This is a genomic window from Roseobacter fucihabitans (assembly GCF_014337925.2).
Lineage (GTDB): Bacteria > Pseudomonadota > Alphaproteobacteria > Rhodobacterales > Rhodobacteraceae > Roseobacter > Roseobacter fucihabitans.
The window spans coordinates 2,535,673-2,562,075 of record NZ_CP143423.1 but is presented as its reverse complement, the minus strand read 5'-3'; the positions used below and the strand labels follow the sequence as shown (position 1 = coordinate 2,562,075).

At 53.6% G+C, this 26,403-nt stretch carries 27 protein-coding genes, 1 tRNA gene and 1 pseudogene; 20 read left to right on the top strand and 9 right to left on the bottom strand.

The features are described 5' to 3' along the window. The first annotated feature begins 55 nt into the window (after window positions 1-55). The 6 genes from ROLI_RS12560 to ROLI_RS12535 all read left to right on the top strand — a co-directional run bounded on the left by ROLI_RS12560 (window position 56) and on the right by ROLI_RS12535 (window position 7,131). A complete protein-coding gene (locus tag ROLI_RS12560) occupies window positions 56-1,294 on the top strand; it encodes an aspartate kinase (protein WP_187432317.1) in 1,239 nt (412 codons plus the stop codon). 103 nt (window positions 1,295-1,397) lie between these two features. After that, on the top strand, window positions 1,398-3,584 hold the full coding sequence (ptsP, locus tag ROLI_RS12555; protein ID WP_222869725.1) for a phosphoenolpyruvate--protein phosphotransferase: 2,187 nt from the start codon (window positions 1,398-1,400) through the stop codon (window positions 3,582-3,584). 546 nt (window positions 3,585-4,130) lie between these two features. Further along, the gene (locus ROLI_RS12550; protein WP_316247519.1) at window positions 4,131-4,685 is read left to right on the top strand and encodes a plasmid mobilization protein; all 555 of its coding nucleotides are present in this window, start codon (window positions 4,131-4,133) and stop codon (window positions 4,683-4,685) included. Continuing rightward, entirely contained in the window at window positions 4,682-5,185 is a 504-nt protein-coding gene (locus ROLI_RS12545) for a relaxase/mobilization nuclease domain-containing protein (RefSeq protein WP_262386712.1), read from the top strand. Before ROLI_RS12550 ends, ROLI_RS12545 begins: the two co-directional genes overlap by 4 nt. Window positions 5,186-5,197: 12 nt before the next feature. Next, a protein-coding gene (locus tag ROLI_RS12540) for an IS3 family transposase (RefSeq protein WP_338469156.1) occupies window positions 5,198-6,327 on the top strand; the annotation gives its coding sequence in 2 pieces (ribosomal slippage) (window positions 5,198-5,444 and window positions 5,444-6,327; 1,131 coding nt in all). A gap of 339 nt (window positions 6,328-6,666) precedes the next feature. Beyond that, the gene (locus ROLI_RS12535) at window positions 6,667-7,131 is read left to right on the top strand and encodes a hypothetical protein (RefSeq protein WP_187431745.1); all 465 of its coding nucleotides are present in this window, start codon (window positions 6,667-6,669) and stop codon (window positions 7,129-7,131) included. Here ROLI_RS12535 and ROLI_RS12530 read toward each other — a convergent pair. Continuing rightward, entirely contained in the window at window positions 7,128-7,298 is a 171-nt protein-coding gene (locus ROLI_RS12530; protein WP_187431746.1) for a hypothetical protein, read from the bottom strand. The two genes, ROLI_RS12535 and ROLI_RS12530, sit on opposite strands and share 4 nt — an antisense overlap. A 125-nt stretch (window positions 7,299-7,423) precedes the next feature. Between ROLI_RS12530 and mobC the strand changes: the two genes are divergently transcribed. The 5 genes from mobC to ROLI_RS12505 all read left to right on the top strand — a co-directional run bounded on the left by mobC (window position 7,424) and on the right by ROLI_RS12505 (window position 10,630). Continuing rightward, complete coding sequence (gene mobC / locus ROLI_RS12525; protein ID WP_316247493.1) at window positions 7,424-7,591, top strand: plasmid mobilization relaxosome protein MobC; 168 nt, start codon at window positions 7,424-7,426, stop codon at window positions 7,589-7,591. Continuing rightward, window positions 7,585-9,099 carry a relaxase/mobilization nuclease domain-containing protein gene (locus tag ROLI_RS12520; protein ID WP_187431747.1) on the top strand — a complete coding sequence of 505 codons (1,515 nt, stop codon included), beginning with the start codon at window positions 7,585-7,587 and terminating at the stop codon, window positions 9,097-9,099. The genes mobC and ROLI_RS12520 overlap by 7 nt, the downstream gene beginning before the upstream one ends. 51 nt (window positions 9,100-9,150) lie before the next feature. Further along, window positions 9,151-9,480 carry a type II toxin-antitoxin system RelE/ParE family toxin gene (locus tag ROLI_RS12515; RefSeq protein ID WP_187431748.1) on the top strand — a complete coding sequence of 110 codons (330 nt, stop codon included), beginning with the start codon at window positions 9,151-9,153 and terminating at the stop codon, window positions 9,478-9,480. Between the two features lies 1 nt (window position 9,481). Further along, window positions 9,482-9,811 carry a DNA-binding protein gene (locus ROLI_RS12510; RefSeq protein WP_187431749.1) on the top strand — a complete coding sequence of 110 codons (330 nt, stop codon included), beginning with the start codon at window positions 9,482-9,484 and terminating at the stop codon, window positions 9,809-9,811. Between the two features lie 582 nt (window positions 9,812-10,393). Beyond that, window positions 10,394-10,630, top strand: coding sequence for a hypothetical protein (locus ROLI_RS12505; protein WP_262386649.1), 237 nt, complete (start codon window positions 10,394-10,396; stop codon window positions 10,628-10,630). Window positions 10,631-10,716: 86 nt separating this feature from the next. Here ROLI_RS12505 and ROLI_RS12500 read toward each other — a convergent pair. The 3 genes and pseudogenes from ROLI_RS12500 to ROLI_RS12490 form a co-directional block, all read right to left on the bottom strand. Then, window positions 10,717-10,819 (bottom strand): annotated as a pseudogene (locus ROLI_RS12500). Window positions 10,820-11,175: 356 nt separating this feature from the next. Next, a complete protein-coding gene (locus tag ROLI_RS12495) occupies window positions 11,176-13,617 on the bottom strand; it encodes a M48 family metallopeptidase (RefSeq protein ID WP_187431750.1) in 2,442 nt (813 codons plus the stop codon). A gap of 168 nt (window positions 13,618-13,785) precedes the next feature. Continuing rightward, window positions 13,786-14,355 (bottom strand): site-specific integrase, encoded by a 570-nt coding sequence (locus ROLI_RS12490; protein WP_187431751.1) that lies wholly within the window; start codon window positions 14,353-14,355, stop codon window positions 13,786-13,788. Between the two features lie 406 nt (window positions 14,356-14,761). Between ROLI_RS12490 and ROLI_RS12485 the strand changes: the two genes are divergently transcribed. Then, entirely contained in the window at window positions 14,762-15,607 is an 846-nt protein-coding gene (locus ROLI_RS12485; protein WP_338469161.1) for a retron St85 family effector protein, read from the top strand. Between the two features lie 175 nt (window positions 15,608-15,782). Then, window positions 15,783-16,715, top strand: a complete 933-nt coding sequence (locus ROLI_RS12480) for a retron St85 family RNA-directed DNA polymerase (protein ID WP_187431753.1) — start codon at window positions 15,783-15,785, stop codon at window positions 16,713-16,715. Between the two features lie 383 nt (window positions 16,716-17,098). Here ROLI_RS12480 and ROLI_RS12475 read toward each other — a convergent pair whose 3' ends face one another. From ROLI_RS12475 to ROLI_RS12465, 3 genes are all read right to left on the bottom strand, one after another. Further along, window positions 17,099-17,710: a hypothetical protein gene (locus tag ROLI_RS12475; protein WP_187431754.1), complete on the bottom strand. Its 612-nt coding sequence runs from the start codon at window positions 17,708-17,710 to the stop codon at window positions 17,099-17,101. Beyond that, entirely contained in the window at window positions 17,707-18,042 is a 336-nt protein-coding gene (locus tag ROLI_RS12470) for a DUF6626 family protein (RefSeq protein WP_187431755.1), read from the bottom strand. Before ROLI_RS12470 ends, ROLI_RS12475 begins: the two co-directional genes overlap by 4 nt. A 118-nt stretch (window positions 18,043-18,160) precedes the next feature. After that, window positions 18,161-18,331: a hypothetical protein gene (locus tag ROLI_RS12465; protein WP_187431756.1), complete on the bottom strand. Its 171-nt coding sequence runs from the start codon at window positions 18,329-18,331 to the stop codon at window positions 18,161-18,163. 292 nt (window positions 18,332-18,623) lie between these two features. Between ROLI_RS12465 and ROLI_RS12460 the strand changes: the two genes are divergently transcribed. From ROLI_RS12460 to ROLI_RS12440, 5 genes are all read left to right on the top strand, one after another. After that, on the top strand, window positions 18,624-19,400 hold the full coding sequence (locus tag ROLI_RS12460; RefSeq protein WP_187431757.1) for a hypothetical protein: 777 nt from the start codon (window positions 18,624-18,626) through the stop codon (window positions 19,398-19,400). 57 nt (window positions 19,401-19,457) lie between these two features. Next, a complete protein-coding gene (locus ROLI_RS12455; RefSeq protein WP_187431758.1) occupies window positions 19,458-20,147 on the top strand; it encodes an ATP-binding protein in 690 nt (229 codons plus the stop codon). Between the two features lie 145 nt (window positions 20,148-20,292). Continuing rightward, complete coding sequence (locus ROLI_RS12450; protein WP_222869672.1) at window positions 20,293-20,715, top strand: hypothetical protein; 423 nt, start codon at window positions 20,293-20,295, stop codon at window positions 20,713-20,715. A gap of 147 nt (window positions 20,716-20,862) precedes the next feature. Continuing rightward, a complete protein-coding gene (locus ROLI_RS12445; RefSeq protein ID WP_187431759.1) occupies window positions 20,863-21,264 on the top strand; it encodes a hypothetical protein in 402 nt (133 codons plus the stop codon). Beyond that, window positions 21,261-21,905 (top strand): TIR domain-containing protein, encoded by a 645-nt coding sequence (locus ROLI_RS12440; RefSeq protein WP_187431760.1) that lies wholly within the window; start codon window positions 21,261-21,263, stop codon window positions 21,903-21,905. The genes ROLI_RS12445 and ROLI_RS12440 overlap by 4 nt, the downstream gene beginning before the upstream one ends. Before the next feature lie 74 nt (window positions 21,906-21,979). On the opposite strand, the gene ROLI_RS12435 is transcribed toward ROLI_RS12440, so the two are convergent. After that, entirely contained in the window at window positions 21,980-23,395 is a 1,416-nt protein-coding gene (locus tag ROLI_RS12435; RefSeq protein WP_338469160.1) for a tyrosine-type recombinase/integrase, read from the bottom strand. 166 nt (window positions 23,396-23,561) lie between these two features. Beyond that, a tRNA-Cys gene (locus ROLI_RS12430) sits at window positions 23,562-23,635 on the bottom strand. Window positions 23,636-24,219: 584 nt separating this feature from the next. Between ROLI_RS12430 and ROLI_RS12425 the strand changes: the two genes are divergently transcribed. Next, complete coding sequence (locus tag ROLI_RS12425; protein ID WP_187431762.1) at window positions 24,220-24,873, top strand: protein-L-isoaspartate O-methyltransferase; 654 nt, start codon at window positions 24,220-24,222, stop codon at window positions 24,871-24,873. A 48-nt stretch (window positions 24,874-24,921) separates the two neighbouring features. Then, entirely contained in the window at window positions 24,922-26,364 is a 1,443-nt protein-coding gene (locus ROLI_RS12420) for a TolC family outer membrane protein (RefSeq protein ID WP_187431763.1), read from the top strand. Window positions 26,365-26,403: the final 39 nt, after the last annotated feature.

Sequence of the window (26,403 nt, the reverse complement as noted above, 5' to 3'; positions counted from 1 at the left end):
TGCGTGTCGGGCCAACTGCGCGTACACCCGCCGCGATTAATGCGAGGGGCGCGTCATGCCTGTTTTGGTGATGAAATTTGGTGGCACGTCGGTGGCCACGCTGGATCGTATCAGACGCGCGGCCAAACGCGTCGGCGTTGAAGTCGCCAAAGGCTATGACGTCATTGTGATTGTCTCGGCCATGTCGGGTAAAACCAATGAGCTGGTCGGGTGGGTCGGCGAGACTTCGCCGCTTTATGATGCGCGTGAATATGATGCGGTTGTGTCCTCGGGTGAGAACGTGACCGCAGGATTGATGGCGTTGACCTTGCAGGAAATGGATGTTCCGGCGCGCAGTTGGCAGGGCTGGCAGGTGCCGGTGAAGACGACCTCGGCGCATTCTGCGGCGCGCATCGAGGAGATACCGCCCGAGAACATCATGAGTAAGTTTGCCGAAGGCATGCGCGTGGCGATTGTCGCCGGCTTTCAGGGCGTCAGCCCCGAGGGGCGTATTACCACCTTGGGCCGGGGGGGGTCGGACACCACCGCCGTCGCATTTGCGGCCGCTTTCGAGGCGGAACGCTGTGATATCTATACGGATGTGGACGGGGTTTACACAACCGACCCTCGGGTGTCTGCCAAGGCACGCAAACTGGACAAGATTGCGTTTGAGGAGATGCTGGAACTGGCCTCTTTGGGGGCCAAGGTATTGCAAACGCGGTCGGTTGAATTGGCCATGCGCTACAAGGTGAAGCTGCGCGTCTTGAGCAGTTTTGAAGAGCAATCAGATGATGCGGGCACGTTGGTCTGCGCGGAGGAAGAAATCATGGAAAGCAATGTGGTTGCCGGTGTCGCCTTTTCACGCGATGAGGCCAAGATGACGCTGGTGAGTGTCGCGGACCGTCCTGGCATTGCAGCAAATATCTTTACGGCGCTGAGCGAGGGCGGTGTGAATGTCGATATGATCGTACAGAACATCTCTGAGGAAGGGCGCACGGACATGACCTGGTCCTGCCCCACAGATCAGGTCGTGCGCGCGCAAAAGGCGGTGGCGGATGCCAAATCGGACGGCATTATCAACTACCACGAGATCATTGCCGACACAGATGTGGCAAAGATTTCGGTGGTCGGGATCGGGATGCGTAGCCATACAGGCGTTGCGGCGAAGATGTTCCAGGTGCTGAGCGCTGAAGGCATCAACATCAAGGTCATAACGACATCGGAAATCAAGATTTCCGTGCTGATCGACCGGAAATACATGGAACTTGCCGTGCAGGCGCTGCATGATGCTTTCGAGCTGGAAAAAGCGGCCTGATCTGCGCGCGTTGCGTCTTTGAGGGGCCTGTTTGGGAGGGTTTCGCGTGGCTGAACGTCAGGAGACAGGGTCGCGCAAGCTGCTGGGGCGGCTGCGGGACGCGATGGCGGGCAATGTTGAGGGACAGGCGCGTCTGGACAGGATCACCCATCTGATTGCCGACAGCATGGGCTGTGAGGTCTGCTCCATCTATCTGTTTCGCGATGAGGACACTTTGGAGCTTTGTGCCACTGAGGGTCTCAATCAGGACGCGGTGCATGAAACGCGGATGAAGCTCGGCGAAGGTCTGGTGGGCATGGTGGCGCGGCGCCGCCGCGTGGTGAATACCGCAGATGCGCCCCAAACCAAGGGGTTCCGCTATATGCCCGAGACCGGCGAGGAGGTGTTTTCAAGCTTCCTTGGCGTGCCGATCCAGCGGCTGGGGGATGCGCTGGGTGTTTTGGTCGTGCAATCCAGAACGGCGCGTGAATTCCTGCCCGACGAGGTCTATGCGCTCGAAGTCGTCGCGATGGTTCTGGCGGAAATGACCGAGCTTGGTGCCTTTGTCGGCGAGGGGGCCGCGATGTCTGCGCGCCATCTCCAGCCCGCCATGTACCGTGGTACGGTCGGTCAGGAGGGTGCGGCGGAAGGCCATGTCTGGCTGCACGAGCCCCGCGTGGTCGTTACCAATGTCATTGCCGATGATCCGGTGCGCGAATCGGAGCGGCTGCGCGAGGCGGTCGAGCAGTTACGCGTGGGCGTGGACAAGATGCTGGAGATCGCCGGCAATCATGACAAAGACCAGCAACAAGTGCTTGAAGCCTACCGGATGTTTGCCAATTCCAAGGGTTGGATGCGCCGGATGGAAGAGGATATTTCCAACGGTCTGTCCGCCGAAGCCTCGGTGGAAAAGGAACAATCACTGGCCCGCGCGCGCATGGGACAGGTGAGCGATAATTACCTGCGCGAACGCCTGAGCGATCTGGATGATTTGAGCAACCGGTTGCTGCGCATCCTGACCGGGCAGGGGGCGGATACCGGGGCGGAGATGCCCGCCGATCCCATCCTTGTGGCGCGCAACATCGGCCCGGCGGAGTTGCTGGAATATGGGCGCAGCCTCAAGGGCATCGTGCTCGAAGAGGGCTCTGTGGGCAGCCATGCGGCGATTGTCGCGCGCGCGCTTGCGATCCCTTTGATTGTGCATGCCAGCCGCGTGACCACGGAAGCGCTCAATGGCGATCACATCATGGTGGATGGCGAGCAGGGCATTGCGCACCTACGCCCTGATGACACGGTTGTGACGGCCTTTCGCGATAAGATCGCCATGCTCGCGGCAGCGCAGGAACGCTATACCTCGATCCGTGACAAACCAGCGCAAACACGGAACGGGGCGGTGGTGTCTTTGCACATGAACGCGGGCCTCATGGCGGATTTGCCTTCTCTGGTGAATTCGGGTGCCGAGGGTGTAGGGCTTTTCCGGACCGAGTTGCAGTTTCTGGTGCGCAACCAGATGCCACGCCGCTCGGAGTTGGTGGCGCTCTATGCGCGGGTGCTGGATGCGGCGCAAGGCAGGCGTGTGGTGTTTCGCACGCTCGACATCGGGTCCGACAAGGTGTTGCCCTATATGAAACCCAATGATGAGCCTAACCCGGCGCTTGGCTGGCGCGCCATCCGCGTCGGGCTGGACAAGCCGGGCATCATGCGGATGCAGTTGCAGGCGCTGATACGTGCTGCCAATGGTCGCCCGCTGACCGTCATGTTCCCCTTCGTGGCGCAGTTCGAAGAATACCGCGAAGCGCGCAGACTCATGGATAAAACAATGGCCGCCGAGAAACGGCTGGGCCATGTGCTGCCGGAAAGTCTGGAGATTGGCGCGATGCTTGAGACCCCGAGCCTTGCCTTTGCGCCGGTCAAGTTCTTTGAGGAAGTCGATTTCCTGTCTATTGGGGGCAATGATCTCAAGCAGTTCTTTTTCGCAGCTGATCGTGAAAACGAGCGGGTGCGACGTCGCTATGACACGCTCAACGTGTCCTTCCTCAGTTTTCTTGAGGGGATTGTCGAGCGCTGCGGCCTGACAAAAACCCCGCTGTCGTTTTGCGGAGAGGACGCAGGTCGCCCGGTCGAAGCGATGTGTTTGGCCGCAATCGGATTCCGCAGCCTTTCGATGCGTCCCGCGTCTATCGGTCCCGTTAAAAGTCTCCTGCGCCGCACGGATTTGGATAAGCTGCGCAAGATCATCGCGGACGCACGTCACCGTGGTGAAATGTCCGTGCGCCCGTCTGTCATGGAGTGGTTGCGCCAGCAGAGTTAATGCGCCGTGAACCGTCCCCAGTTTGCCATAGGCTCCAAGCTAAGTATGGATGGAGCCTATGGAAAAAGTAACAGAGCAAACCGGTTTTCAGGCAAGGTGCGTGCCCGCGCGGTTCGGATGATTTTGGAACATGGACACGCGTATGCCAATCAATCGGCGGCGATCATGGCCACCCCGCCGCGTGATCTAATTGCAGCAAGCAAGATGTTACCTACTCAATGTCCCATTCACCTTCGCAGGTCAAGCACACGCCTATCCGGGACAGTCATGGCAGGCCGATGTTCGCATTCCGGCGTTAGGCCGTGATGAGGCGGAGGATTGGGTTGCGTTTCTTCTGAGCCTCCGGGGGCAGTTCGGGACGTTTCTTTTAGGTGATCCGGTCGGCTCAACGCCGCTCGGGTCGGCGGGGGGGTGCCAGTCATAAAGGGCGCGGGGCAGACAGGGCAAACACTTGAAATTGACGGTGCGAGGCCAAGTCAATCAGGTTGGTTGCGCGCTGGCGATTATGTCCAGATAGGCACAGGGCTATACAAGGTCCTAGCCGATGTGGACAGCGACAGTTCCGGCAATGTGTCGCTTGATGTGTGGCCTTTGCGGCCCGAAGTGCAGGTGATGCAGCTTGGCGCGCGGGTCTTGCCGGGCCTGCGCGAGAACGTCTCCATCCCCCGTATACCCACCGATTACATCGGCGGGACTTGTGAGGGGCGGCGTGCCTCCCCTTCAAACCCCAACCAGACGCGCGGCGAGCGCGTCAAAGAAGGCCTTTCCGAGACTGTGATCTTTCGATGCACAGTTGCGGAGAAGGCCGCGCTTGTCGCCAAGGCGGACGCCGCTGGCCTGCCCAACGCCACGCTGATGCGTGAGGCCTTGGGGCTGGTCCAAGCACGGCGGCGCAAGCCCGTGCCGCGTGTCGATCCGCTTTTGACCGTTGCCGTTGCCCGCGTCGGCGGCAACCTCAACCAACTGGCCCGCTGGATCAACGGGGCCGTCAAATCTGGCCGCGCAAGCAACATCGACGCCCTCATTGTCAGCGTGCGGCTTGTCGCGATTGAACGCCAGCTTGCGCAGATCATTGGCCAGCATAGCGAGGGCCAGCAATGATCATCTCGTTCTTTTCGTCCGGCACTGGCGGCGGCGCGGCACCCGTTGACTACCTGACCGCCCGCGAAGTTTTGGCCTATGACGAAAACCGCAACCTGATCCGCGATGAATACGGCCAGCCGCAGATGAAAATCCGCGACCCGCTGCCCGAAGTGCTGCACGGCAATCCCGACCGTACGCGGGGTTTGATCGACGCAAGTGCTAACAAGTGGAGCTACACCGCTGGCGTGATCAGCTTTGCGGATAGCGATCAGCCCAGCGAGGACGCCCAGCAAGAGGCCATTGAGCTATTTGAGGCTCTGGCCTTTGCGGGGCTTGAGGCGGATCAATACGACTGCCTTTGGGTGCGTCATGTGCACGAAGGCAATGTCGAGCTGCACTTTTGCACGCCGCGCTTGGAACTGGCGACGGGCAGGGCGTTGAACATCGCACCGCCGGGGCATGAAGCCTGGTCTTGCCACGTTTTAGTTCCGGTCTCTTTCGAGCAATGTTTGCTATGAAGGAGATAGAGAATGGCACCGAGATACACAGACGAGTTTCGTCTTGATGCAGTACGCATCGCAACGACCAGTGGGCTGACACGACCGCAAGCGGCAGCGGATTTAGGAGTTGGGCTTTCGACGTTGAACAAGTGGGTTCAAAAGCATCAGCATGACAACCTGATGTCGGGTCCTCACGAGGATGTCGAGAAAGAGAACGAACGCCTTCGCAAGGAAGTTCGGTTGCTTCGCGAGGAGAGGGAAGTGTTAAAAAAAGCGGCAATCTTCTTTGCAGGCCAAAGTCGGTGAGGTTCGCCTTTATCGACGCCTGGAAAGAAGAATGGCCTGTCGAATTTCTTTGCCGCGTCATGCAGGTTACGTCGCGAGGATTTCGCGCGTGGCGAAGCCGCCCGATGAGCCAGCGACAGCGCGACGATATGGTGATCCTGGCGCATATCCGCGAACAGCACCGCTTAAGCCTGCAAAGCTATGGCGGGCCTCGCATGACCGAAGAACTGCAAGAACTGGGTCTGCAAGTTGGGCACCGGCGCGTGGGCCGCTTAATGCGGGAGAATAGCATCAAAATCATCAGGACCCAGAAATACAAGGTTACGACCGACAGCAATCATGCGTTTAACATCGCCCCTAACTTGCTGGGCCAGGACTTCTTTGCAGATGGTCCAAACCAAAAGTGGGCCGATGACATTTCCTACATCTGGACCAGTGAGGGCTGGTTGTATCTGGCAGTGATCCTTGATTTGTATTCCCGTCGTGTCATCGGTTGGGCGGTTAGCAATCGTATGAAGCGGGATCTGGCGATCCGAGCATTGGATATGGCTGTGGCACTGCGGCAACCGCCGAAGGGCTGCATGCATCATACGGATCGCGGGTCGCAATATTGTTCAGGCGACTATCAGAAACGGCTGTCTAAACACGGCTTCCAAGTTTCGATGAGCGGTAAGGGAAACTGCTACGACAATTCCATGGTTGAAACGTTCTTCAAATCACTCAAGGCAGAGCTGATTTGGCGCAACCGCTGGGAAACCAGGCGTAAAGCCGAAGGGGCGATTTTCCAGTATATCAATGGGTTCTACAATCCACGACGGCGGCACTCGTCATTAGGTGGCAAAAGCCCCTTGGCCTTCGAACGAAAGGCTGCCTAAATGAGTTGAGAGACCGGAACGCAACCGCGACAAGACCAGCCGCGTTCAGCACATTGCGCGACGTGTTGAACAAGACCCATGGTTGGGCCGATCCGATGGAACCTGACCTTGCCCGTGACTTCAAACTTGTGCGCGAAAGCGCCGAACGCGCCGAGGCGAGGCAGGTCATCTTTGGGGCGCTCTACGACCAGATTGATGCGGGATTGATTGCCGACCGCGCGTCGATGGTCGCGTTCTTTGAGGACACGGGGTTCGAGGTCCCGCGCCAAGCCGCAAAATCAATCAGCGTCCGTGATCCTGAATTTTCAAAACCGTTCAAACTTGAAGGCGTCCTCACCCATGAAAACTGGTCCACAACCCGACACGCAGAAATCGCGGCTGAGTATGAAACTGGCGCAGATGCAAACCGAACAAGAAGACTTGATGGCATCTCACATGAGCGCCTTCGTGAAGACCTCGCAGACCATGTTGAACGACGCGCAGACTACAATGAAGAACGATACGGCGCACTTTCTGTTTCACAACAGGAACTTGTTCGAGGAACGGATCGAACTGATCAAGAATTGGATGACGTTCTCACCTTGGATCATCACGGGGATCATCGTGACGGGGATCGTCTTGATGATGGTCGCGAGCTGGCTTTGGACAGTCCAGCTGACGCGCTCGGAATTGACGGAACTGGGGCTGACGCGGATCGACAGGGAGGACGGGACGTGGGTGGTGCTGGACCGGACCAAGACGCGCCTGAGAACCTGCACAATGGGCGGCAGATCAGTGACCTGCATCAAGATCGAGGAGAACTAGATGACGACACCTCTGACAGCCTTGGAACGCGACTTGCTCGCCTGCGTCGGGCGCTTGGTGACGGCCTGCGAGGTCTCGGCAAAGGAATTGAACGGGTTAGAGGCACGCTCGACGACCAAGATGCAGAGCCAGATGGATGGATTGGCCGCCTGCGTATCGGTGCTCATTCAATCGCAAACGGTGTCCGTGGATGCGTTGAACGGCTTGTTGAGCGAGGGGCGGAGTTACGGGACGCTGCGCACGCAACTCGACCCGCCGTCGCAAGCCCATCCCTCGCGTCGATCCGGCGCTCGTGCTGGCTGTTGGACGCATTGGCGGCAACCTCAACCAGATCGCCCGCTGGCTGAACCGCGCGATGCTAGCGGGCCACACCGACCTCGACGCGCTCACCGTTGCCCGCCGCCTGCTGACCATCGAACGCCAGCTTGCCCAGATCATCGAGGCCGCGCGCCGATGCTGATCAAGTTCTTCCGCAACGGCAAAGGCGCGGGCGCTGGTCCGGTCGGCTACCTCGTCGCGGACAAGGTGCTGGCCTATAACGACAACCGCGACCTGATCCGCGATGCAGACGGCCACCCTATGACCGTCACGCGCGACCCGCTGCCCGAGGTTCTGCGCGGCAATCCCGACCGCACTGAGGCCCTGATCGACGCCAGCCGCCACCAGTGGACTTACCGCGCGGGCGTGATCAGCTTTGCCGCAACCGACGCCCCGAACGAGGAACAGCAAGCCGAGGTCATGGACCACTTCGAGCGTCTGGCCTTCGCGGGGCTGGACCCGACGCAATATGAGGTGCTTTGGGTCCGACATGCCCACGAAGACCGTGTCGAGCTTCACTTCTGCACACCACGCTTGGAGCTGACCTCCGGGCGAAGCTTGAACATCGCACCGCCCGGTTATCAGAACGCTTTCGACAGCTTGCGTGACGTGATGAACCAGCGCCATGGCTGGGCCGATCCGATGGAGTTGGAGCGTACCCAAGAGGTCCGTGACATCATAGAGACGCCAAGCCGTGCTCACGGGCGCGACGAGCTGCACGCGTGGGTTTTGGATCAAGTCAGCGTTGGCCTAATCACTGATCGTGGCAGCATGCTCGACGCACTTACCGATGCTGTCTTCGATATCCCGCGTGCGGGCAAAGCCTACCTGACCGCCCAAGACCCCGACACCGGCGAGCGCTGGCGTTTGAAAGGAGAAATTTTCCATGAAAACTGGCAAGCCGACCCGGCTGAGCGAGAAGCTGAACGCGGAACTGGACACGATCCGGCAGGACTACGCCGCCTCGATGGCATCGCAACTGGAGAGCTTCAGGACCGATTTGAACAGCATTGCGACCTACGCGCAGCGTACAATCGAGATCGATACCCGCACCTTTCTGCGACAGAACAAGAGCTGGCTGACGATCTCGCCCTGGCTGATCACGGGGACACTCTTGGTGGGGACCGTCTCGATGATGGCCGCGAGCTTGCTTTGGACGTTGATACTGACCAGCTCAGAGATGACGGACTTGGGCCTGACGCGGATCGACAGGGAGGACAGGACATGGCTGGTGCTGGACCCGACCAAGACACGCCTGAGGACCTGCACGCTGGGCGGCAGATCAGTGACCTGCATCAAGATCGAGGAGGATTAGATGACGACACCCCTGGAACGCGATTTGCTCGCCTGCGTCGAGCGGTTGGTGACGGCCTGCGAGGTTTCAGCAAAGGAATTGAGCGGGTTAGAGGAACGCTCGACGAACAAGATGCAGAGCCAGATGGATGGTATCGCACAATGCGTGACGCTGCTCATTCGTTCGCAAGCCGTGTCACTGAAAGCATTGCGTGGATTGTTGAACGAGGAAGCGAGCTACGCGACGCTAGACGAACAATTGAGCAGGAGCTTGAGCTTAGCGAAGGACGCCGAAGAGAGGCTGAGACAGAGCTAGAGGCGCGGGAGGTTGAGATGGATCGGGGGATGACACATTGATGATGCCAAATCGATTGACAAATGGTAACGTATATGTCACCAACAACACCAATGAATAAGCTTGTTGTCTATGTTACTGAGGCGGGAAAAACGCCGTTTGAGGATTGGTTCAATGGACTGGACACGGCGGCGGCATTGAAGGTGCGGACGGCGCTTGCACGGATCGAGACTGGGAACCTTGGCGACGTGAAGCCAGTCGGACAAGGGGTGTCTGAACGGCGCATTACCTTTGGTCCGGGCTACCGCGTCTATTTTGGCAAAGATGGCGATACGCTTGTGATCTTGCTCTGCGGCGGCACGAAGAAACGCCAGTCGAAAGATATCGAGCAGGCCAAAGCTTATTGGGACGACTACAAGGCTCGTAAAGAGAAAGGCGACTGACATGCCCCTGACGAAAGACTTCAAAGATACGATCAAAGCGCGCGCTGAGCGCGATCCTGAGTTTCGGGCGGGTCTGTTCCGCGAAGCCGTTGAGGCGATGCTCAGCGATGATCTGGAGACGGGTAAGGTGCTGCTGCGCGACTACGTGAATGCCACTGTGGGGTTTGAAGCCTTGGCGCAAGATATGGACAAGGACCCTAAAAGCCTGATGCGGATGCTCAGCGCCAAAGGAAACCCGCGTGCGGACAATTTGCTGGCGATGGTGTCGCGGTTGAAACAGCGTGAGGGCATGTATTTTTCAGTCACCCAAAACAACAGTGTTCATACCTAGAATTGCGGTTTGAAAGCTGACAGCTGTGAATAGATCGTAAGCCTTTCAATTTGTTGATAAGAGGCGTGAACATCTACTTAAATTTGATGTCCACGCCAATAACCCAACCTTAGGTGTGTGCAGCAAGCTTCAACAAATTCCGCCTCTAGAAGACGTGCAGATCAGCAGACATGCCGCCCTTCCAAAGAAGTAATGTCCCGAAAGACACAACGCCAATCAACCCGCAAACACAGCACTGGTATCGACTGAACGTAGTCAGCACTGTCGAGCGTTCAGCAGCAAATCTCGCGAAATTACTACAAAGCGATGACGCCGGAAGGCGGATTTACCTAGTTGATAGACTATGCATATGAACGCTTCAATTCTTTCTTCTCAATAAGGCGGAGGAGGTTGATGCTGTCCCAAGTCGTGAACCAAGGACACTGTTCAAAACTCGTGACTGCAGCAGCGACATGCTCATTTGTCGGTATCTGGATCGATAGACCACCACCCGCCAACCGCTGATGCTCATTGTAGCCGTCTAATACTCGCCTAGCGCCCCACCCATCGCGCCACATCCTGACGCGCGCTAATGGTTCCAAAATGGACTATCACGCGATGGCGCGTGTGATGGTGCGCGAGCGTAAGCGGTTAGGCCTGATGGCCCATGACCAACACGCCTTGCGGTATCGCGGCGTGATGGAATTGGCGTGGGCGGGCTGCACTGACGATGAAATCGCCAGCTACAGCGGCCACACATCCAAAGAGATGATCATCAAATATGCGGGCGAGGCGCGGCAAATTATGCGGGCGCGACAGGCGGTAGCGAAGCGCAAATGACCCCGAACAGAACAGGCACAGAACGTGAACCTGATACTAGAGGTGATACCCAATGAGCAGAGAAAATCGTAACCCATTGATTTTATTGGAGGCGAGTAGGAGAATCGAACTCCTGTACACGGATTTGCAACAAGCATACATTCTAAAGCCGCGTTCGTTTTCAGTGGCTTATCTGCGTTCAAAATCGCCGTGTACATTTTTGTGCACAAGCTGCGTTTTTGCGTCGCTGCGCTCACAAAGCATTTTACTAAAATTTTAGTGATTGCTGAATAGTTATCTCTTACCTTTTAGGCGCAAATCAGAATTGGTCGTTCGCTGCGTCATGCACGAATTGGCATGACGTGGACAAACCCGTCTTTGGATTTTCGAGCTTCGCTGACGCGGCATACATTCGCAAGTACAGCGGAACCTCGGTTGCAAGGCAGCCAGTATCGCTGATCTCGGCCATTACCAGGCGAAGATTTAACGAAACTCATATAACTGCTTGGCGACGCTCTGCAAATCTTTCTCATTGAGCTGAAGCAGTTTTGGCAACTCGCCCGACGCTAGAACCGTCGCCACGGATTCTCTCGGTCGGTGCCAAGCCGATCTGTGCGAATTCTCTCGTTAGAAGGTTTGTCAGGTAGAACATGTAGTTGCTTCAGTCGCTTCTGTATCTGAGCACAAGTGATCATATAGCCGCAACTTTGAGCTTCTTTGGACGCGTGTTGGAGTATCCGAACTGCTTCCTCTTCTTGATCTCTAGAGACCAAAATGTCAGCATAGGCAACCATTGCATTAGCTCGAAGAAGCCTCAGACCACCCTGTTGCGCCCGAGTCATTGCTTTTACTATGAGGTAACCTGCATTCTTTTGCTGACCCAGTTTTAGTAGGCATAGCGCATGCCCAGTCTTAGCCTCAATATCGAGATCAGCTCTCTCAGTTTGATCCGCCGCTTTTAAGGCGGCTTGAAAATGAGTGGCGGCCTCATGGTATTCATCTCGTTCGAAGAGAGAATGACCCAAGGCTATCATAGCCTTGCCATACAAGTCCCAGTATTTTTTTGCCTTTGCTTGCGAACATAGACTTCGAAGCATTACCTCGGCCTCATTGGAACAGCCTTGGAGGCTTCGAATTTTGGCTTGCCAGATCGACAGGAACATGTTGCTGCGCAAATAGAGGTCTACCTCCTCAGCATTTCGGGCCCTTTCTAGAAGGATTTCGGCGGTACTCAAGTTCCCCTTCAAGACATTGAGTACTCCAAGGTATCCGGTAGCTTTTTTTTGCAGCTTTTCGGTGCAAACCGATGTTGAGGAGGTCGTTGAATCTGCAATTTGCTCCAGAGTCCTGTGAGCACTCATAAGGTTACCTCTTCCAATCTGAATCTTCGCTAGTTCAAGCTTTAAAGGAACTGCGCTATTTCCAGAATCCAAGTCGCTAGGAAGAGAGTAAATCGCCGATCTGACATAGGCTAATGCATAGCGAAGATCGCCTTCTTTCCTTTTCGCCTCTGCCTTGTTCAAGCTTACTTGTGACAGAAATTCATGGATTTTCCTAAAGATATCTGGATTGAATTTCTTTTCGCGTGATTGGATCTCTGCCTTAAGCACCGGCATCATAGTGAAAAATCCGGGCACATGCGGAGACATCAAACTACTCTGAGAAAGCCTGTTCCAATCAGGAAGCGCTGAACCTCCAAAAAACCCTTCATAGATTTCTTGAAAAAGTTGTTCTTCGAGCAACTGGGGATAGGAGGCTAGCCTGATTTCGTTGATGGAGTTTTCATTCAAATGGTCAATGAACCGATCAACAACTTCGTCGGGGGTGTTGCCGAATAGCTCAAGTGGGGGATTGGCCGTAGTCTGAGCCAATGATAGATAATACTCGCCAGCCAGTATCAACGCGTATGGTATACCTTGGCAGCTCAATATGATCTTGCTCCGAATTGCAGGATCTGTGACGTCGTAATGCTCCAAGAGTTCGGCAGACGCTGTCACATTGATCTCTGGAAGTCGCCGAGAATCTATGACGTCTAGAAATAACTTATTGTAGAAACCCCATCGAAGAGGTTCTCGCCCAAAAATGACTACCAAACAGCCCGGCAGGAGCTCTACCAAATTCCGAAACCAACTGTCATATGGATTCCGAGCAATCATACGTCCGCTGCCCGAAACCACCTCGTATGCATCAAGAAAGAGTACAATTCGAGGTCGATCCTTTTTGGTCTGCGATCTCTGAATGTCATAAGCAAGAATGCTGGGTAGTGCGTTCTCCAGTTCGGCGGCCTCTACGTCATCGATGCCCTCTAGCTGCTCTTTGACCGACTTGGTCCTCCACCAATCAGCGAGGGCGCCTTTAAGTCTTGATCCGTACTTGTAGAGTAGGTTTAGTCCGGGCAGGATAGTAGAGGCTCCGCCAATCAGAACTCCAAGCCCTTCATCGGCCCAGCTGAATAGGTCTTCGACAATAGGGCTGCTACCGTTTGCAAATATCCGTGGGTATGCTTCGCGAACATCTTCATCTGGTCTTGTAAGAGCAAAGTACCGAGCAAATACAAAGTCAAACGTTGAAAAATCTATCCTTTTGTCTTTTCCAAATCTCTCGCGAATGCGAAGCAGCCACTCAACGTGCGATCTATGCCGGTCGTGTTCGAAATCCAACGCACAGATAGAAGCTGCTTTGCTTTTCTCAACATATTCTTCGAGTTTTCTGCGTAGCGTACTCTTTCCATACCCACCTGGGGCGAACCAATTGATAATCCGATGTTCGTCGTGCCGTTGAACCGAGTCCAAAGCGAGGACAAACGCGTCGACTTCTGGAGTTCGTCCAACGAAGTTAAGGCTACGTAGTTTGGCGAATGGTCCCTTTGTTGACATAGTCAATTCTTCACCCTCGAGCATGATCCCCGTTTGCTGACTTTGGCGGCGATGCAAAAACAACACAACCAGATTCGAGTTATCATGTTTCGCTTTGAATGGCCGTTTGATCCATGCTGCGGGCCGTACCAATGGCCCTTGTCCTGCCGCTCGGCGGCATGGCTGATTTCGCTCAGGCCGCATTTTTTACGCTTCGAGCGCGCGCAGCGAGAAAACGCAATGACCGCCTTAGGCTCTGACCGATCATTTGCTGCGGCGTAAACGAGTGTCTGCTTTAGTGATCGCAAGTCTCTGGTCAATTCACAGTTCTATTGCATTCCTCAGCTTGCTCTCGTTGTAGTCTATGTATCGCTGCGTGGTGCTGATGTCCTTGTGCCGCGCCAGCGCCTGTATCACCCGCACGTTCACGCCCTTGTCGGCAAGCTCAGTCAGGAACTGCCGCCGCCCGCTGTGCGAGCTTGCGCCTTTGATGCCAGCCAGTCCGTAAAAGCGTGCAAACAGATTGACTATGGTTTGTGCGCTGAAGCCGCCGCGCTTTGCACTGAAGAACAGCGGTGCTTGTGGTTTGCTGGTGTGGACATGGTAGGTGACGGCATAATGCGCGAGTGCCTTTGCAAGACGTTTGCTCACCAGCACCGTAGCGCCTTCATCGCCCTTCGTCTGTACCGCAGCCAGGTAGATGGTGTCTCGGACGCTGCCGTTGCCTTCAAACACGTCACCGACACGCAGTGCAGCAATCTCGCACGCGCGCAGCCCAGCAAAGAAGCTGAGTGCGAAGATCGTCCGGTTGCGCGTGCTGTAGCGGTGGGCGTCGATGACGGCGTGGACGCGTTTTTGCTCTGCCGGTGTCAGTAACTTTGCTTGCTTCATATATCACCTGAAATGTGTTGTTTTGCCATACTGTATTGTAAAGCCACACATTTTGCAGAACGACCAAAAACAACCGACTTGCTAAGTCTTTGAATTTCGGCGTTGTTCTGCAAAGATGTTAGAGATTACTAATTATCTAACATTTTGTGATGGGCACTTTGCACAAGAGTGTTGAGAACAGTCTGTCTAGCGTGCTGCGCGATTGGCGGCTATGCGCAGAAACCGGACTTTGCAAAGTTGCAGATACGCTCTGATCCAGACCCCTACGACAACATAGCACCTGACAACATTTGGCTGTACCTGTTCAAAAGCAGCCATGCGGGCAAGAAGCAATTTTGTTCAACCTTGGTCTGTGGACAAACCACACTTGAGCGCCTCAAGTGTTTACAGTTAATATAGCAGAATGTTGATCCAACCAAACCTACTCAACGACAAGGCACAAAAAGTTCAGTCGACGATTTTTGTCTGTGGGCCAGGATTGACCTCGGGGCGCGTCGACATACGAAACTTAGCTCGGCAAGAGCTGGAAAAAATGCAAAATGTCAAAGTGGTGTATGGCGAGGAGATCGAGAAACAGTACTTGTACTCGAAAAGGGGAATGGACTTGCAAACTCTGGAAGCAAGGTTTGCTCACGACGTTGATTTCACCCTATTGATACTCGAGTCTCCGGGGTCAATAGCTGAACTCGGAACCTTCACGCAACTACCGCATCTACGGGACAGACTGGTAGTTCTGGTTCCGAATAATTTTTTTCGTGCAGAAAGCTATATTGCGCGTGGCCCCTTAAGCTTGCTTTCGCAAAGGAATCCGCAAAACGTGATCTATTTTGACAGCTCGCGTCAGTCGGAAATGATCGGTCGTGTTCTCTATCCACTCACTTTCTATAAGTACGCGCATTACGTCATGGGAGGGGAATACATTGCGAAGACACGTATTTCGCGGATGAAGGGAAAAAATGTCGTTCCTTATAGCGAATACACCAAAGATGTACGAAACTTGTTCCATAAGGCCATAACCCTGATAGGAGTATTGGTCGGTGATCACCCAAGCTACTCAGAGCTACTCGTCCTCACCGGATTGGGTCCGACTCAACTAAACGCCAGTCTCCGTGCGCTCTATTTGGAAAAGAAAATTACGAAAATTTCAGCAGCCAGATACCACTCGATTGAGGGCTTTGATGACGCCATGCTAAAACCCTTTAGCACAACTGCAATCAGCCTCGCGCGAGCAAAACTGCTTGCTGCCGCTTGACCATAGAGGCTTCCTATGGTCATCTTTCAAAATATCCTAGCATGTCCCTCACGGGAGTCACAATGCTATCGTTGTGAGCACGAAAAGTACGTAGAGGCCTTCTTCCCAATCGGAGTCTAAGGCTCTTCGCCTTAGAAACCGATTAGGAAGAATCGAAACAGAGAAGAAGTAGGATATGAATGCTGCGGAGGACAGCCTTGATTTACAGGATATTTCCTCTTTCTTAGGTTTTGCTCCGCAGCATATTTTCTATTTAGTAGAAGACCCTGACAAGTTTTATACCACCATTCGAATACCAAAAAATTCAGACCCTCTCACCTACCGAACTCTGGATATCCCTTATAGCGAGTTAAAGGGAGTCCAGCGAGTAATTAACCGAAAAATCCTTCAAAAACTTCCCTTAAACGATTGTGCTTTTTCATACGTGAGCGGCAAATCTATCTACGCAGCTGCTCATGAATTTTGTGGTGGAAAAGCAGTTCTCAAAATGGACATAGCAGACTTCTTCCCCAGCATAACTGGGCAACGAGTTCTTGGCCTGTTCAAAAGCCTCGGTTTCAATCAAAGCATTTCATATATTTTGTCTCAACTGTGCTTGAGGAACAACTGCATAGCACAGGGAGCCCCGACTAGCCCCGCCGTATCAAATTTGATAATGAGGCGCTTTGATCGGCAAATGGAGAAGCTCGCAGCTTCATGGGAAATGAGCTACTTGCGCTACAGTGATGATGTTTTTCTCTATAAAAACAAAAATTTCAATCATCCAAAATTGGCTTTTTATGTGACTCGAATAATTGAACAGAATGGTTTCGCAGTCAACCAATCGAAAACTCGTTTTCATCCGCGTGGACAACCAAGAATAACCTTAGGTTTGCTGACGCACGGGGACAAGCCAAGTATTCCTGGCCCTGCACGGAGGCAGTACCGGGCTGCTTTCCACAGGGCGTCACGCGATTTCGAATGGGCCTACCATAATGAGGCCCGGTTAAAAGGTATCCTTGAATGGTACAAAAGTGTTCACGGTAAAGATGACGCATACAACCATTACAGCTCAATACATAAGAACATAAACACATTGAAGATTCATACGTCGTATCGCAGCCAATAGCGCGTGACCATGTGTTGTTGGATGTCCGCTTAGGGCTGGAAACGGTCATTAGACCGTGCGCCGTATCGAGGTCGGCTTTCGTGCAGATGTTCGAAATTTTCCCGGACGATGCAAACAGTTATTTTTCCAAAGCGCACTCTTTTCCTGCACACTGATATCTGTCTAGTTACGTGCACGCCCTCACAGTCTGTTCGAACGCTTTCGTAAAAGTAATTCTATCTACTCTTCAAAATCACTTATTCGATATCAAAGCATTCTAGAAACGTTTCTTAAGTTGATGTTTTTCTTTTTCTTTTTAATATTCAATTCCATAGGATTAGCTGAGACTTGCGCCTCAACTTTCGGCGTTTCCGCCATCACACCTCAGTCAGCATCGCCGTGTTTCAGTGTGGTGCAGCTTGCGCTGCCATGTTTCTGCGGCGCATCGCGTCCGTCTGTCGTCTTAGCCCACGCTCCTTGGTGTGCTCGTTTTTGTCTTGCCTGTTCAGAAGCCTGCGCAGGTGCTGGATTGGTTTGGTGCGCACGTGCTTTTGATGCAGGTGCGTTGCGTCGAGATAGAGCGTGTCTGCCCCGAGCTTTCTGTATTCGTGTAGTCCGTAGCTGCCACTGCGTGTTGCGCTGCGCACAGGCTCGATTACGGTGTTTTCATAGCCCATCGTACGGGTGCTCGCATCATCCCACAGGCATCGCGCTGTCTCGCAGAAGTGTCCGACGCTTGATGTTGGGATGGCGATAAAATGAAAGTGTAGGTTTGAGCCGCTATGCCCAAACTGTTTGAACACCACGCGGTCCAGCCTGTGTCCAGCATCCACCATTGATTTTCCGAGATATGCCCTGTCGAGGGAATTGAAAAACTTGCGTGCAATCGCTTCACCGTTACGCTCAGCGATGCTTTCACCGTCCGTGAACTTTAGCGTTCCAAATACCTGCCAATCATAGTGTGCCAGCCACTCAGCCAAAATGCGTTCTTGTTCTGCACGCGCCCCGTGCCTCATGCTGTTTCCTTGTCGCCCAATTCTGGCGCGTCGGTCACAACGGCAATGCGGTGCTGCTTCAACAGATATGCTTCGAGTTGATCGCGGACGTCGCGCAAGGTTTCGATCTCGTCGTCAACAAAGCTGCCGAGCTTGCCGTGTCGTATGTGTTGCAGAGCAAGCTTGATTTTGACGACGTTGAGGCAGTTGATTGCAGCCGGTATGGCAAAATCAGCTTGCTTGTTTTTCTGCACGGCAAACCAGCTTTTCGAGCGCCAGCACCAGTCTGTGCTGAACTCTTCGGCTGTATCGACAAGCGCGTTTTCGTTGAGGCTTTTGTAGATGTTTTCCATCAATGTCATGGCGATCTCCTGTAATCATTACGCACGGCAAATTGGTTAATTTTCAGGCTCAAATTGCTTCTGAACGTCTCACCTTAACTTGCTAAGTTATTTATCATCGTGACGCTGATTACGTGGTTTCACCTGCAGGCTTTGGTTTTTTCGGCTTTGTAGGTTCTGCCACCTTTACCGGCTTGATTGGTTTCTTCGGGTCAAGCGCTGTTTCGCGGCGCTGCAATTCCCGCCTGCGCGACGCAGTTGTCGTTTTCTTAATATTGTCAGTAAGTTGATGAACTCTCATGGCTGTCTCCTGTCGCTTGTATTTAGCGTTAAGCAGCTAAGGAGTATGGAAAACACAGTGCCGGTTGAACGGCTTTTACCGTGTTCAGTTGTGTCTGTTAACAGACACAACTCTCTATTGGATGGGTGGAAAGCCACGCGAAATTGCCCAAGCCAAGAGACGCTTAATGATCGGTTAACCGTTTCGAGAATTTCTTAACGCCGTTATCTTTTTATTAGGCGGTTCCCATCAGGAATTACGCGGTCAGTGATCCTATTGGCGTTGTAAAAAACTGTAAGGAGCGAGTAAGCACATGAGCGAGAAAGAGGTAAACGAATTGTTATTCATCCAAAATAGCACGGATGATTTGATAGAGAAACGAAAGGCGTGGGAAGAAGGTTCCTACAAGCGCAGTAACGAAGAACTTTATGCGCTGCTGAGCGACTGTCTGAAATTCTACTTTGAGATCGTTGACGATGTATCCAAGTCACGCGCGCTCAACAGCTACCTGCGCATGAAAGAGATTGAGTTTAAGGACGGCACAAGTCTGGCAACGCGCATCGTGCGTGCCGTGTTCAACTCAAATTTTCAAAAGCGCGCTTATACATACGCTCGTGTCATCACTGTTGCTGCCGCAGAAATGAAGCGAAACCACAACCTCAGCGACTTCATCACTGCTCGCGGCGGCGTTGACGAAATTCGCCGAGCCAAGCCAGATGGAAAATCCCCCGCTGAGGTGCGCAGAGAGCGCATCGAAGAAGCGAAGGAAGCCTTGAGCAGTAATGCTCCCTTGGCTGAGCCTTTCAATTTTGAGCGACCCGTTCGCGAAAGTGACAAAGGTGCGGACCACAAGCTGTTTGTTGCGATCATGCGGCAGGAGCCAAACGGTGTGTACAGCATGGTTTATGAGACCAGTGCGATATCTGCTTTGAACACAACACTCGAAATTGCAGGCAAGGACAAAGACTTTGCTGAAATTAAAAAAAGTGCGGAGGAACGACAGCGCGAGAACGAGTTTATTAATGCGAACGCTGTCGAACTCGCCGCGAAGCTCACCGACGCAGCTGAAGCGGACACATCGGCAGCCTGAACCAGTCATCAACCGGGCACCGGGGGCGTGCCTGGTTTCATCAGCATAGGAAATCAAATGCTTAAGCATGCAATACAGCCAACGACTTTCAACGATCTCGTCTTCGAAAATCCCAATGCGCAGCAAAAGCTCCAGCAATATGCCAATGGCACGCTGCAAGGGAGCATCATTTTGCACGGACCTTACGGAACTGGTAAATCAACCGCTGCTGCAATTGTAGCGGAGCAGACCAGAAAGCACACAAACGGAATGATCGACTTTCCTATCAACACTTTCAGCGGAGATGATTTTCCGTCAAATGCACTGAACCGAATTGAAAATGGTTGGACGGGCGCAGGTACGAATTTCCGGTATGCTGTTATCGACGAGTTCGATCAATTGGACAATAAAACTATGAGCAAGATCCGCAAGATCATGGATAAGCACTACGGTGTATATGGTTTGATCCTGACGACCAACGAGCTTTACAAAATTCACAATGCTATACAGAGCCGGTGCGATGTGATCGAAATGCCAGCGCTGTCACCTAATACGTTGTTGCCGATGTGTCGGAAAGTTCTGCAACAAGGTGGCGTTACATGGACGGACAAGCAAATTCTGACAGCGATCAATACCCAGAGCGATATTCGCGCGGTGTTGCGACAGATGGATGCAGCGATAGCTCAGGTAACATCAGCCAATCAGCAAAACGCTGTGCCAACATCTCGGCAAAATGTCGGGCAAATCGCACAGAAAACACGCAAATAGAAGCCATAGTCAAAATCTGAATGACTTTCAAAAGCGCCATTCAATACGGCGCTTTTTCTCTTTTTATTAGGTATTTGGTGCCTTCTTTTGGTCGCTGAGCGCATTTGAAACCTCTATATTTTGGCTATCAAGTATGGAGGTAACGATGTCCCAACTGGCAAAACTGAATATCAAAACCGCAACCCGCGCCGCGAAGCTGCCCGCGTCCGAGCAGCGCAAGCGAAAGCTCTTGGCAGCACTGGACGAACAGGTGCTGGTTGCCCAAGCTGCAATCAGCGGCGAAACTTACGAAGTCACGCGCAAGGTTTGGGCGAAGAACGAAGCAGGCGAGAGCGTTCTGATTGATCGCGTCCGCAAGGTGCGTCCGTGGTTTTTCGAACAAGATGGCGGCTGGTACGTCCAATGCCGCTACGGCAACAAGGTGCTGCCACTCGGTGATGGCAACGCTGTGCAGGTGAAAGCTCTGAAGGATGTCACGGGCGTGCTGGCGGCGTTCAAAGCTGCGGCAACGGCAGGCGAACTTGACGAAGCAATCAGCACAGCCGTCGAGCGCAAAAAACCGAAGTAAGATGGCATAGTTGGCGCGGCGAAATCCGCGCCAACTGTCCGATGCACGAAGGCGTATTTAGTTGTTTTCGAAAAATCCGCCACTAAATCTTGAAATATCTTTACCGACTTCCCATGTCACTTCCATCAGTGTTGGAGTTATAGTCCGTTGGAAGGCAAAGCCCCTGAAATTTACGCTCAGCGATACGAAACCTTCAGGCATCTCGACAAGCTAAGATGGCAGATGCTGCAATTGCTCATCGCAGTCGCGACTGGGACGGCTCTTGTCCTAAGGACTACAACTGGTGATATTGAGTGGTGGTTCTACGCACTTGTGGGGTTCTCATTATTGGTAATAGCCTTTGTGATGTTTCGCATCGGCGGTGCTATCCGAGGCAACGCCGTCGTTCTCCAAAAAGCAGCTGTGGAGCTTGGCGATATGGGTATTCCTGACACCGGCAACAAATGGAAATCAGTGGCTTATTGGTTGGCTTGGGCGGTTTTCATGCTTGGAACCGCGCTCCTGCTCAAATCAATTCAAATTTCATTTTTCATTGAGGCACAGTCATGACGAAGGCATTTGTAAGCTACCACCATAAAAACGATCAGTATTATCGTGAACACTTAGCCCAACTTGCGATGTGGGATGGCGCATTCGAGGATAAATCCGTATTGGTTGGCGACATTGACGAAAGACTACCACCACAGACTATAAGGCGCATAATCAGAGACAATTACCTGCGTGATACAGAAGTCACAATACTGCTTTGCGGGACAGAAACGAGGTTTCGCAAGCATGTGGATTGGGAATTGAAGTCAAGCATGATTGATGGTTCCGTAAACAGGCGTTCAGGAATTCTTGTGATTGATTTGCCCACAACAGCTTCAACGTCATGGCATGCGGGATTGCCCGGTGAAAAAGAAACCATTTACTCAGACTTTGGCGGGGGATGGTTCAGCCTTGAACACAAGCATCAATACCGCGAACGCTATCCGGACTTGCCAGAACGAATAATCGACAACCTGATGAAGCCCGGTGTGCAGATGTCTGTCGTGCCATGGGCGAAAATTGAAAACCAACCGCAAAATCTCAAGTTTCTTGTCGACGCAACAGCGAGAGCAGGTGTGAACAATGAATACGATACTACCCTTCCGATGCGTATGAAAAACCACAATCCGCTAAACGCACTGGCTGGACTAGGCGCATGTTAGGACGATTTCTTTGTCAGGCGCACGTCCTTTGCGTGCAATAAAAGCTCTTGTGATTGGCGACGTGTAGTGCCGCTCTAGCCATTCAGAATGCGCATCAACGTATCGCCGTTGATCAGTTCGCTCTGTTTTGCCGCCAGCGCTTTGATTGCGATGTCCTCGGTGACAACATAGCCATCCCGATGTACGCCTAAAGCTGCCAGCAGTTCTGCGTCGTCCAGCTTTCCGGACGTCAGCATATCGAACGCAAAATCAGCAACACTTGGCTGCACCACTTTAGGCTTAGGTTTTGCCTTCTTCAGCATATCACGCCCACTGTGAATATCCGCGTTTAGAATTGGGCTGACTTTGCTGTAGAACCGATCCACCATTGCCGTGCTGTTGCCCATCTGTTTGCTGAGAACGTGCGTTGTGACACCGCGTTTCAAATCCCGCGTGGCGTAGTAGTGACGCAGGCTGTAGAGCGTGCGCGTTTTGCCATCGGCACCTGTCTTGAAATCCAGCGCATCAAGCAAAGCATTGAACGCCCGGTTGAGATTGAAGATATTGGCGACATCGCCCAGCCGCGTGACAAACACATATTCCGCACTGCGCTGTGACAGCAGCACGTCAAAGCTCGCAGCGCGTATGGTGGGGTTCAGCCCGCTTTGGCGGTGCAAGTAGCCCTCCACCGTGTCCCGCGCTACAGCAGCGCGTTTGCGCGTTTTGCCGTCCACGTTCACAACCAGATAACGCTCGCCCTTGTTCTCGTGCCAGGTGATGTCACGCCAGCGCAGCCCAAGAGCTTCTGTGCCGTGCCGCACGCCGGTGTTCGCCAGAAACAGCACGTAGTTGCGCAGCACTTCGCGTGTTGCCGCCGCTTTCGGATTGTGCGTCTTTTTGTGCCATGTGCGCAGCGCCGTGTAGATTTGCTTGTATTCCGCATCCGTAAAGCTGCCGCGACTTTCACTCTTGGTGCCTTTGTTCAGCAGCGTCGGGCGCATCGCCTTCACGATCCAGCCATTCAACTCAGCTTCATCTAAAACACGGTTCAGCGCTGCGTTATGATTGTTAATACCGCTTTGCGAGAACGGCTTTTTGTTGCGCTTGGTGCGCCACGTGTCAAAGGCTTTCAGCGCCGCCAAATCAATCTTGGCAACGTCTGTGTCCGCAAAATAGGGGATCAGCCACCGACGCAGTGCTGAGTTGTAGTCTTTGTACGCCTGCTTGCCGACACCTTCGTCCAGTTCAGCTTGCATGCGACGGATCGCGTGCACTGCGACGTGCTTGAATTTGCGCGTTTGCGCCGGGAGATTGTTTCGAACGCGTGCCTTTGTGTCGTGATAAAGTTCCCACGCACGCTCTGTCGCCAACTCTAAATCTTCGGTTTTTGTGCTTTTGACAACGCGTTTGCCGTTCTCTAGCGTGAGCCGCACATACCAGCTGTCACTGCCGCGCCGCTTGTCCAGCTTCAGCTTTTTGTGGACGAAAAATGTGGGTGTGCCATAGCTCATAACGCGCTGTGATAGCCAAGTAACTGTAAATAAACGTACAATAGCTAAAGTTTTAATAAAATGCGATCTGATAGCGCGCAAAAGGTGTGTACGAATTGTGTACAGAATGCGCGCGACTATATCTTGTGTCGGCTTGGCTAAAATGCTGGGAAATATACAAGATATATGGAGGCGAGTAGGAGAATCGAACTCCTGTACACGGATTTGCAATCCGCTGCGTAACCACTCCGCCAACTCGCCATTGTTTATCGATTTACGGTTTTCTGTAACGGCCTGCAAGTAGTTATCATATCTCTCTTCCATCCCTGGTCAGTTTGTTTCCAATTTTGCTTAATCTGTCTTGAATTGCCGCTGTTTTCATAACCCCGCGCTTGCAGTTTCATCGATCTTTTCGCGTATTGCTTGGTGCTCTGAAATCGGATGGTGGCGCGGGGCGGGGCATGGCGGGATCGATCCAGTCAAAAACCTCCACTGGGCCATAGTCCCGGGGGCAGTATCGGTCACGCTTCATTCATTTGGACTTCTTTCGAATACAAGCTGGATTTGTCCATCAGGCCTTAATCAATTTGGTTCAGATTTTATGGATGGTCAGGTAAATGCCATCTCCCACGGATCGGTTAAGAATGACCTCAATTGGCGGGAACTTTAAAATATGGCGCAATAATCCTGCAAAGAACGCCTGGCTGGCCCCGCGAATGTGCATCCACGCGCCAAAGGTGATGCGCCTGCCACAGGTTGGCAAAATGCCACGCATCGACGTTGCCGCAGCGCCGCAGATGTGGCACATCTATTTTAATCCGAGGCGAATGAATGAGTTTAACCATATGACCGACTTCGACACCCGCCGCATGATGATGGTTGATACGCAAGTCAGACCGTCAGATGTGACAAAATTCCCGATCATTGACGCGATGCTGCGGGTGCGGCGCGAGAACTTCGTGCCCACAGCGCGGCGTGAGGCGGCCTATATGGGCGAAAACATTGATCTGGGCAACGGGCGTGTGCTGCTTGAGCCGCGCACCCTGGCCAAAATGCTGGACGCTCTGGACATTTCAAATGACGAACTTGTGCTCGATGTCGGTTGTGCGCTTGGGTATTCATCCGCGATCATTGCGCATATGGCGGCCGCTGTTGTGGCCGTAGAAGAGGACAGCGACATGATCCGTGAGGCGCAGGAAGCGCTGGTGGAAGCGGGCATAGACAATGTCATCCTGCACGAGGGCCCTCTGGCGGGCGGTGCGGCGCAGCATGGGCCCTATGATGTGGTGCTAGTTGAGGGCGGTGTGCACCATTTGCCGCAAGCGCTTGCGGATCAAATCAAAGAGGGTGGGCGGGTTGCATGCCTGTTCATGCAGGGCGCGCTCGGCGAGGTGCGTATTGGATACAAAAGGGATGGCCAGATCTCCTGGCGGATGGCCTTCAATGCCGGTGCCGCTGTGCTAGATGGTTTTGCCAAAGAGCAAGCGTTTGAATTCTAATGATAATCAAAGCCCGCAATAGGGCGAGAGTCGAAAAGGCATGTTGATATGGGCGTGATGAAACAAAAAGCCAGGCTGGCAGTTTTATGTCGGGGCGTGGCGATGTCCGTGGGGATGATGGCGGTTTTCAGCGGACATACGCTTAGGGCAGAAACCCTCGCGGACGCATTGATCGGGGCATATGAAAGCAGCGGGCTTCTGGAGCAGAACCGGGCTTTGCTGCGTGCGGCTGATGAGGATGTTGCAACGGCCATCGCGGCGTTGCGTCCAATTATCAATTATACCGCCAGCGTTGCGCGCAACTTTGAAGACCGGGATTCGCGTTTGTCCAATGGCCTTCGAACAACAACAAACCTTGAAACCACGACGGCATCTGTCGGGCTCTCTGCGTCCTTGCTGCTGTTTGACAATGGCGCCACCGCGCTAGGGGCCGATGCGGCCAAAGAGACCGTCTTGGCAACGCGTCAACAGCTTATCAGCATTGAACAAAACGTTTTGATCCGCGCTGTTCAGGCATATCTGAACGTCTTTGCTTTCAGGGAATTTGTTGAGCTGCGCCAAAATAACCTGCGGCTTTTGACACAGGAACTGCGCGCCGCCCAAGACCGCTTTGAGGTGGGTGAGGTGACGCGGACCGATGTGGCGCAGGCCGAATCGAGCCTGGCTGATTCGCGTAGTGGTTTGGCGACAGCACAGGGCGACCTCATTCAGGCCGTTGAGGAATACCGCAGCGTCGTCGGTCGTGCGCCCGGCCAATTGGCACCGCCCCCCTCCTTGCCGTCCCTGGATGGCAGCGTTGAAAACGCGCGCAGCTTTGCGGTTCAAAATCACCCGGATCTGCGCTCGGCGCAACATTTGGTCGCCGTCGCAGAACTCAACATCATGCGATCCAAAGCGACACTCAGCCCGACCGTTTCGGCGGTTGGCTCGCTCAATCTTTTCGAAAGTCTTGACAGCATAAACGATTCTCAATCCGGGTCGGTCGGTATTGAATTGACCGGGCCGATCTATCGCGGCGGGGCGTTATCTTCGGGAATTCGGTCTGCGATGGCCACGCGGGACGCACAGCGCGGCAATCTGCTCGATGTGCGCCGCCGTATTTCGCAGAATGTAGGGTCCGCCTATGCGGCGTTTTCCGCCCAACAAGCCAGCCTTCAGGCCAGCGAAGAGCGCATCCGTGCAGCGCGCATCGCTTTTGACGGGGTGCGCGAAGAGGCGACCCTGGGCGCGCGAACCACGTTGGATGTGCTGGACGCGGAACAGGAGCTGCTGGATGCGGAAACATCGCGTATTTCCGCGCAGGCCAATCTCTATATCGCGGCCTATTCGGTGCTGCAATCCACGGGCCGCCTGACCGCGCGTGACTTGTCTCTCAACGTTCAACTCTATGATCCAAATGCCTATTACGACCTCGTAAAGGATGCGCCTGTGCCTTCCTCAGCACAGGGGCAGCAATTGGACAGGGTGTTGCGCGCATTGCAGAAAAACTAAGGCACATCCCGCCCCATTGTGCAAAATCGGTTGAAACGT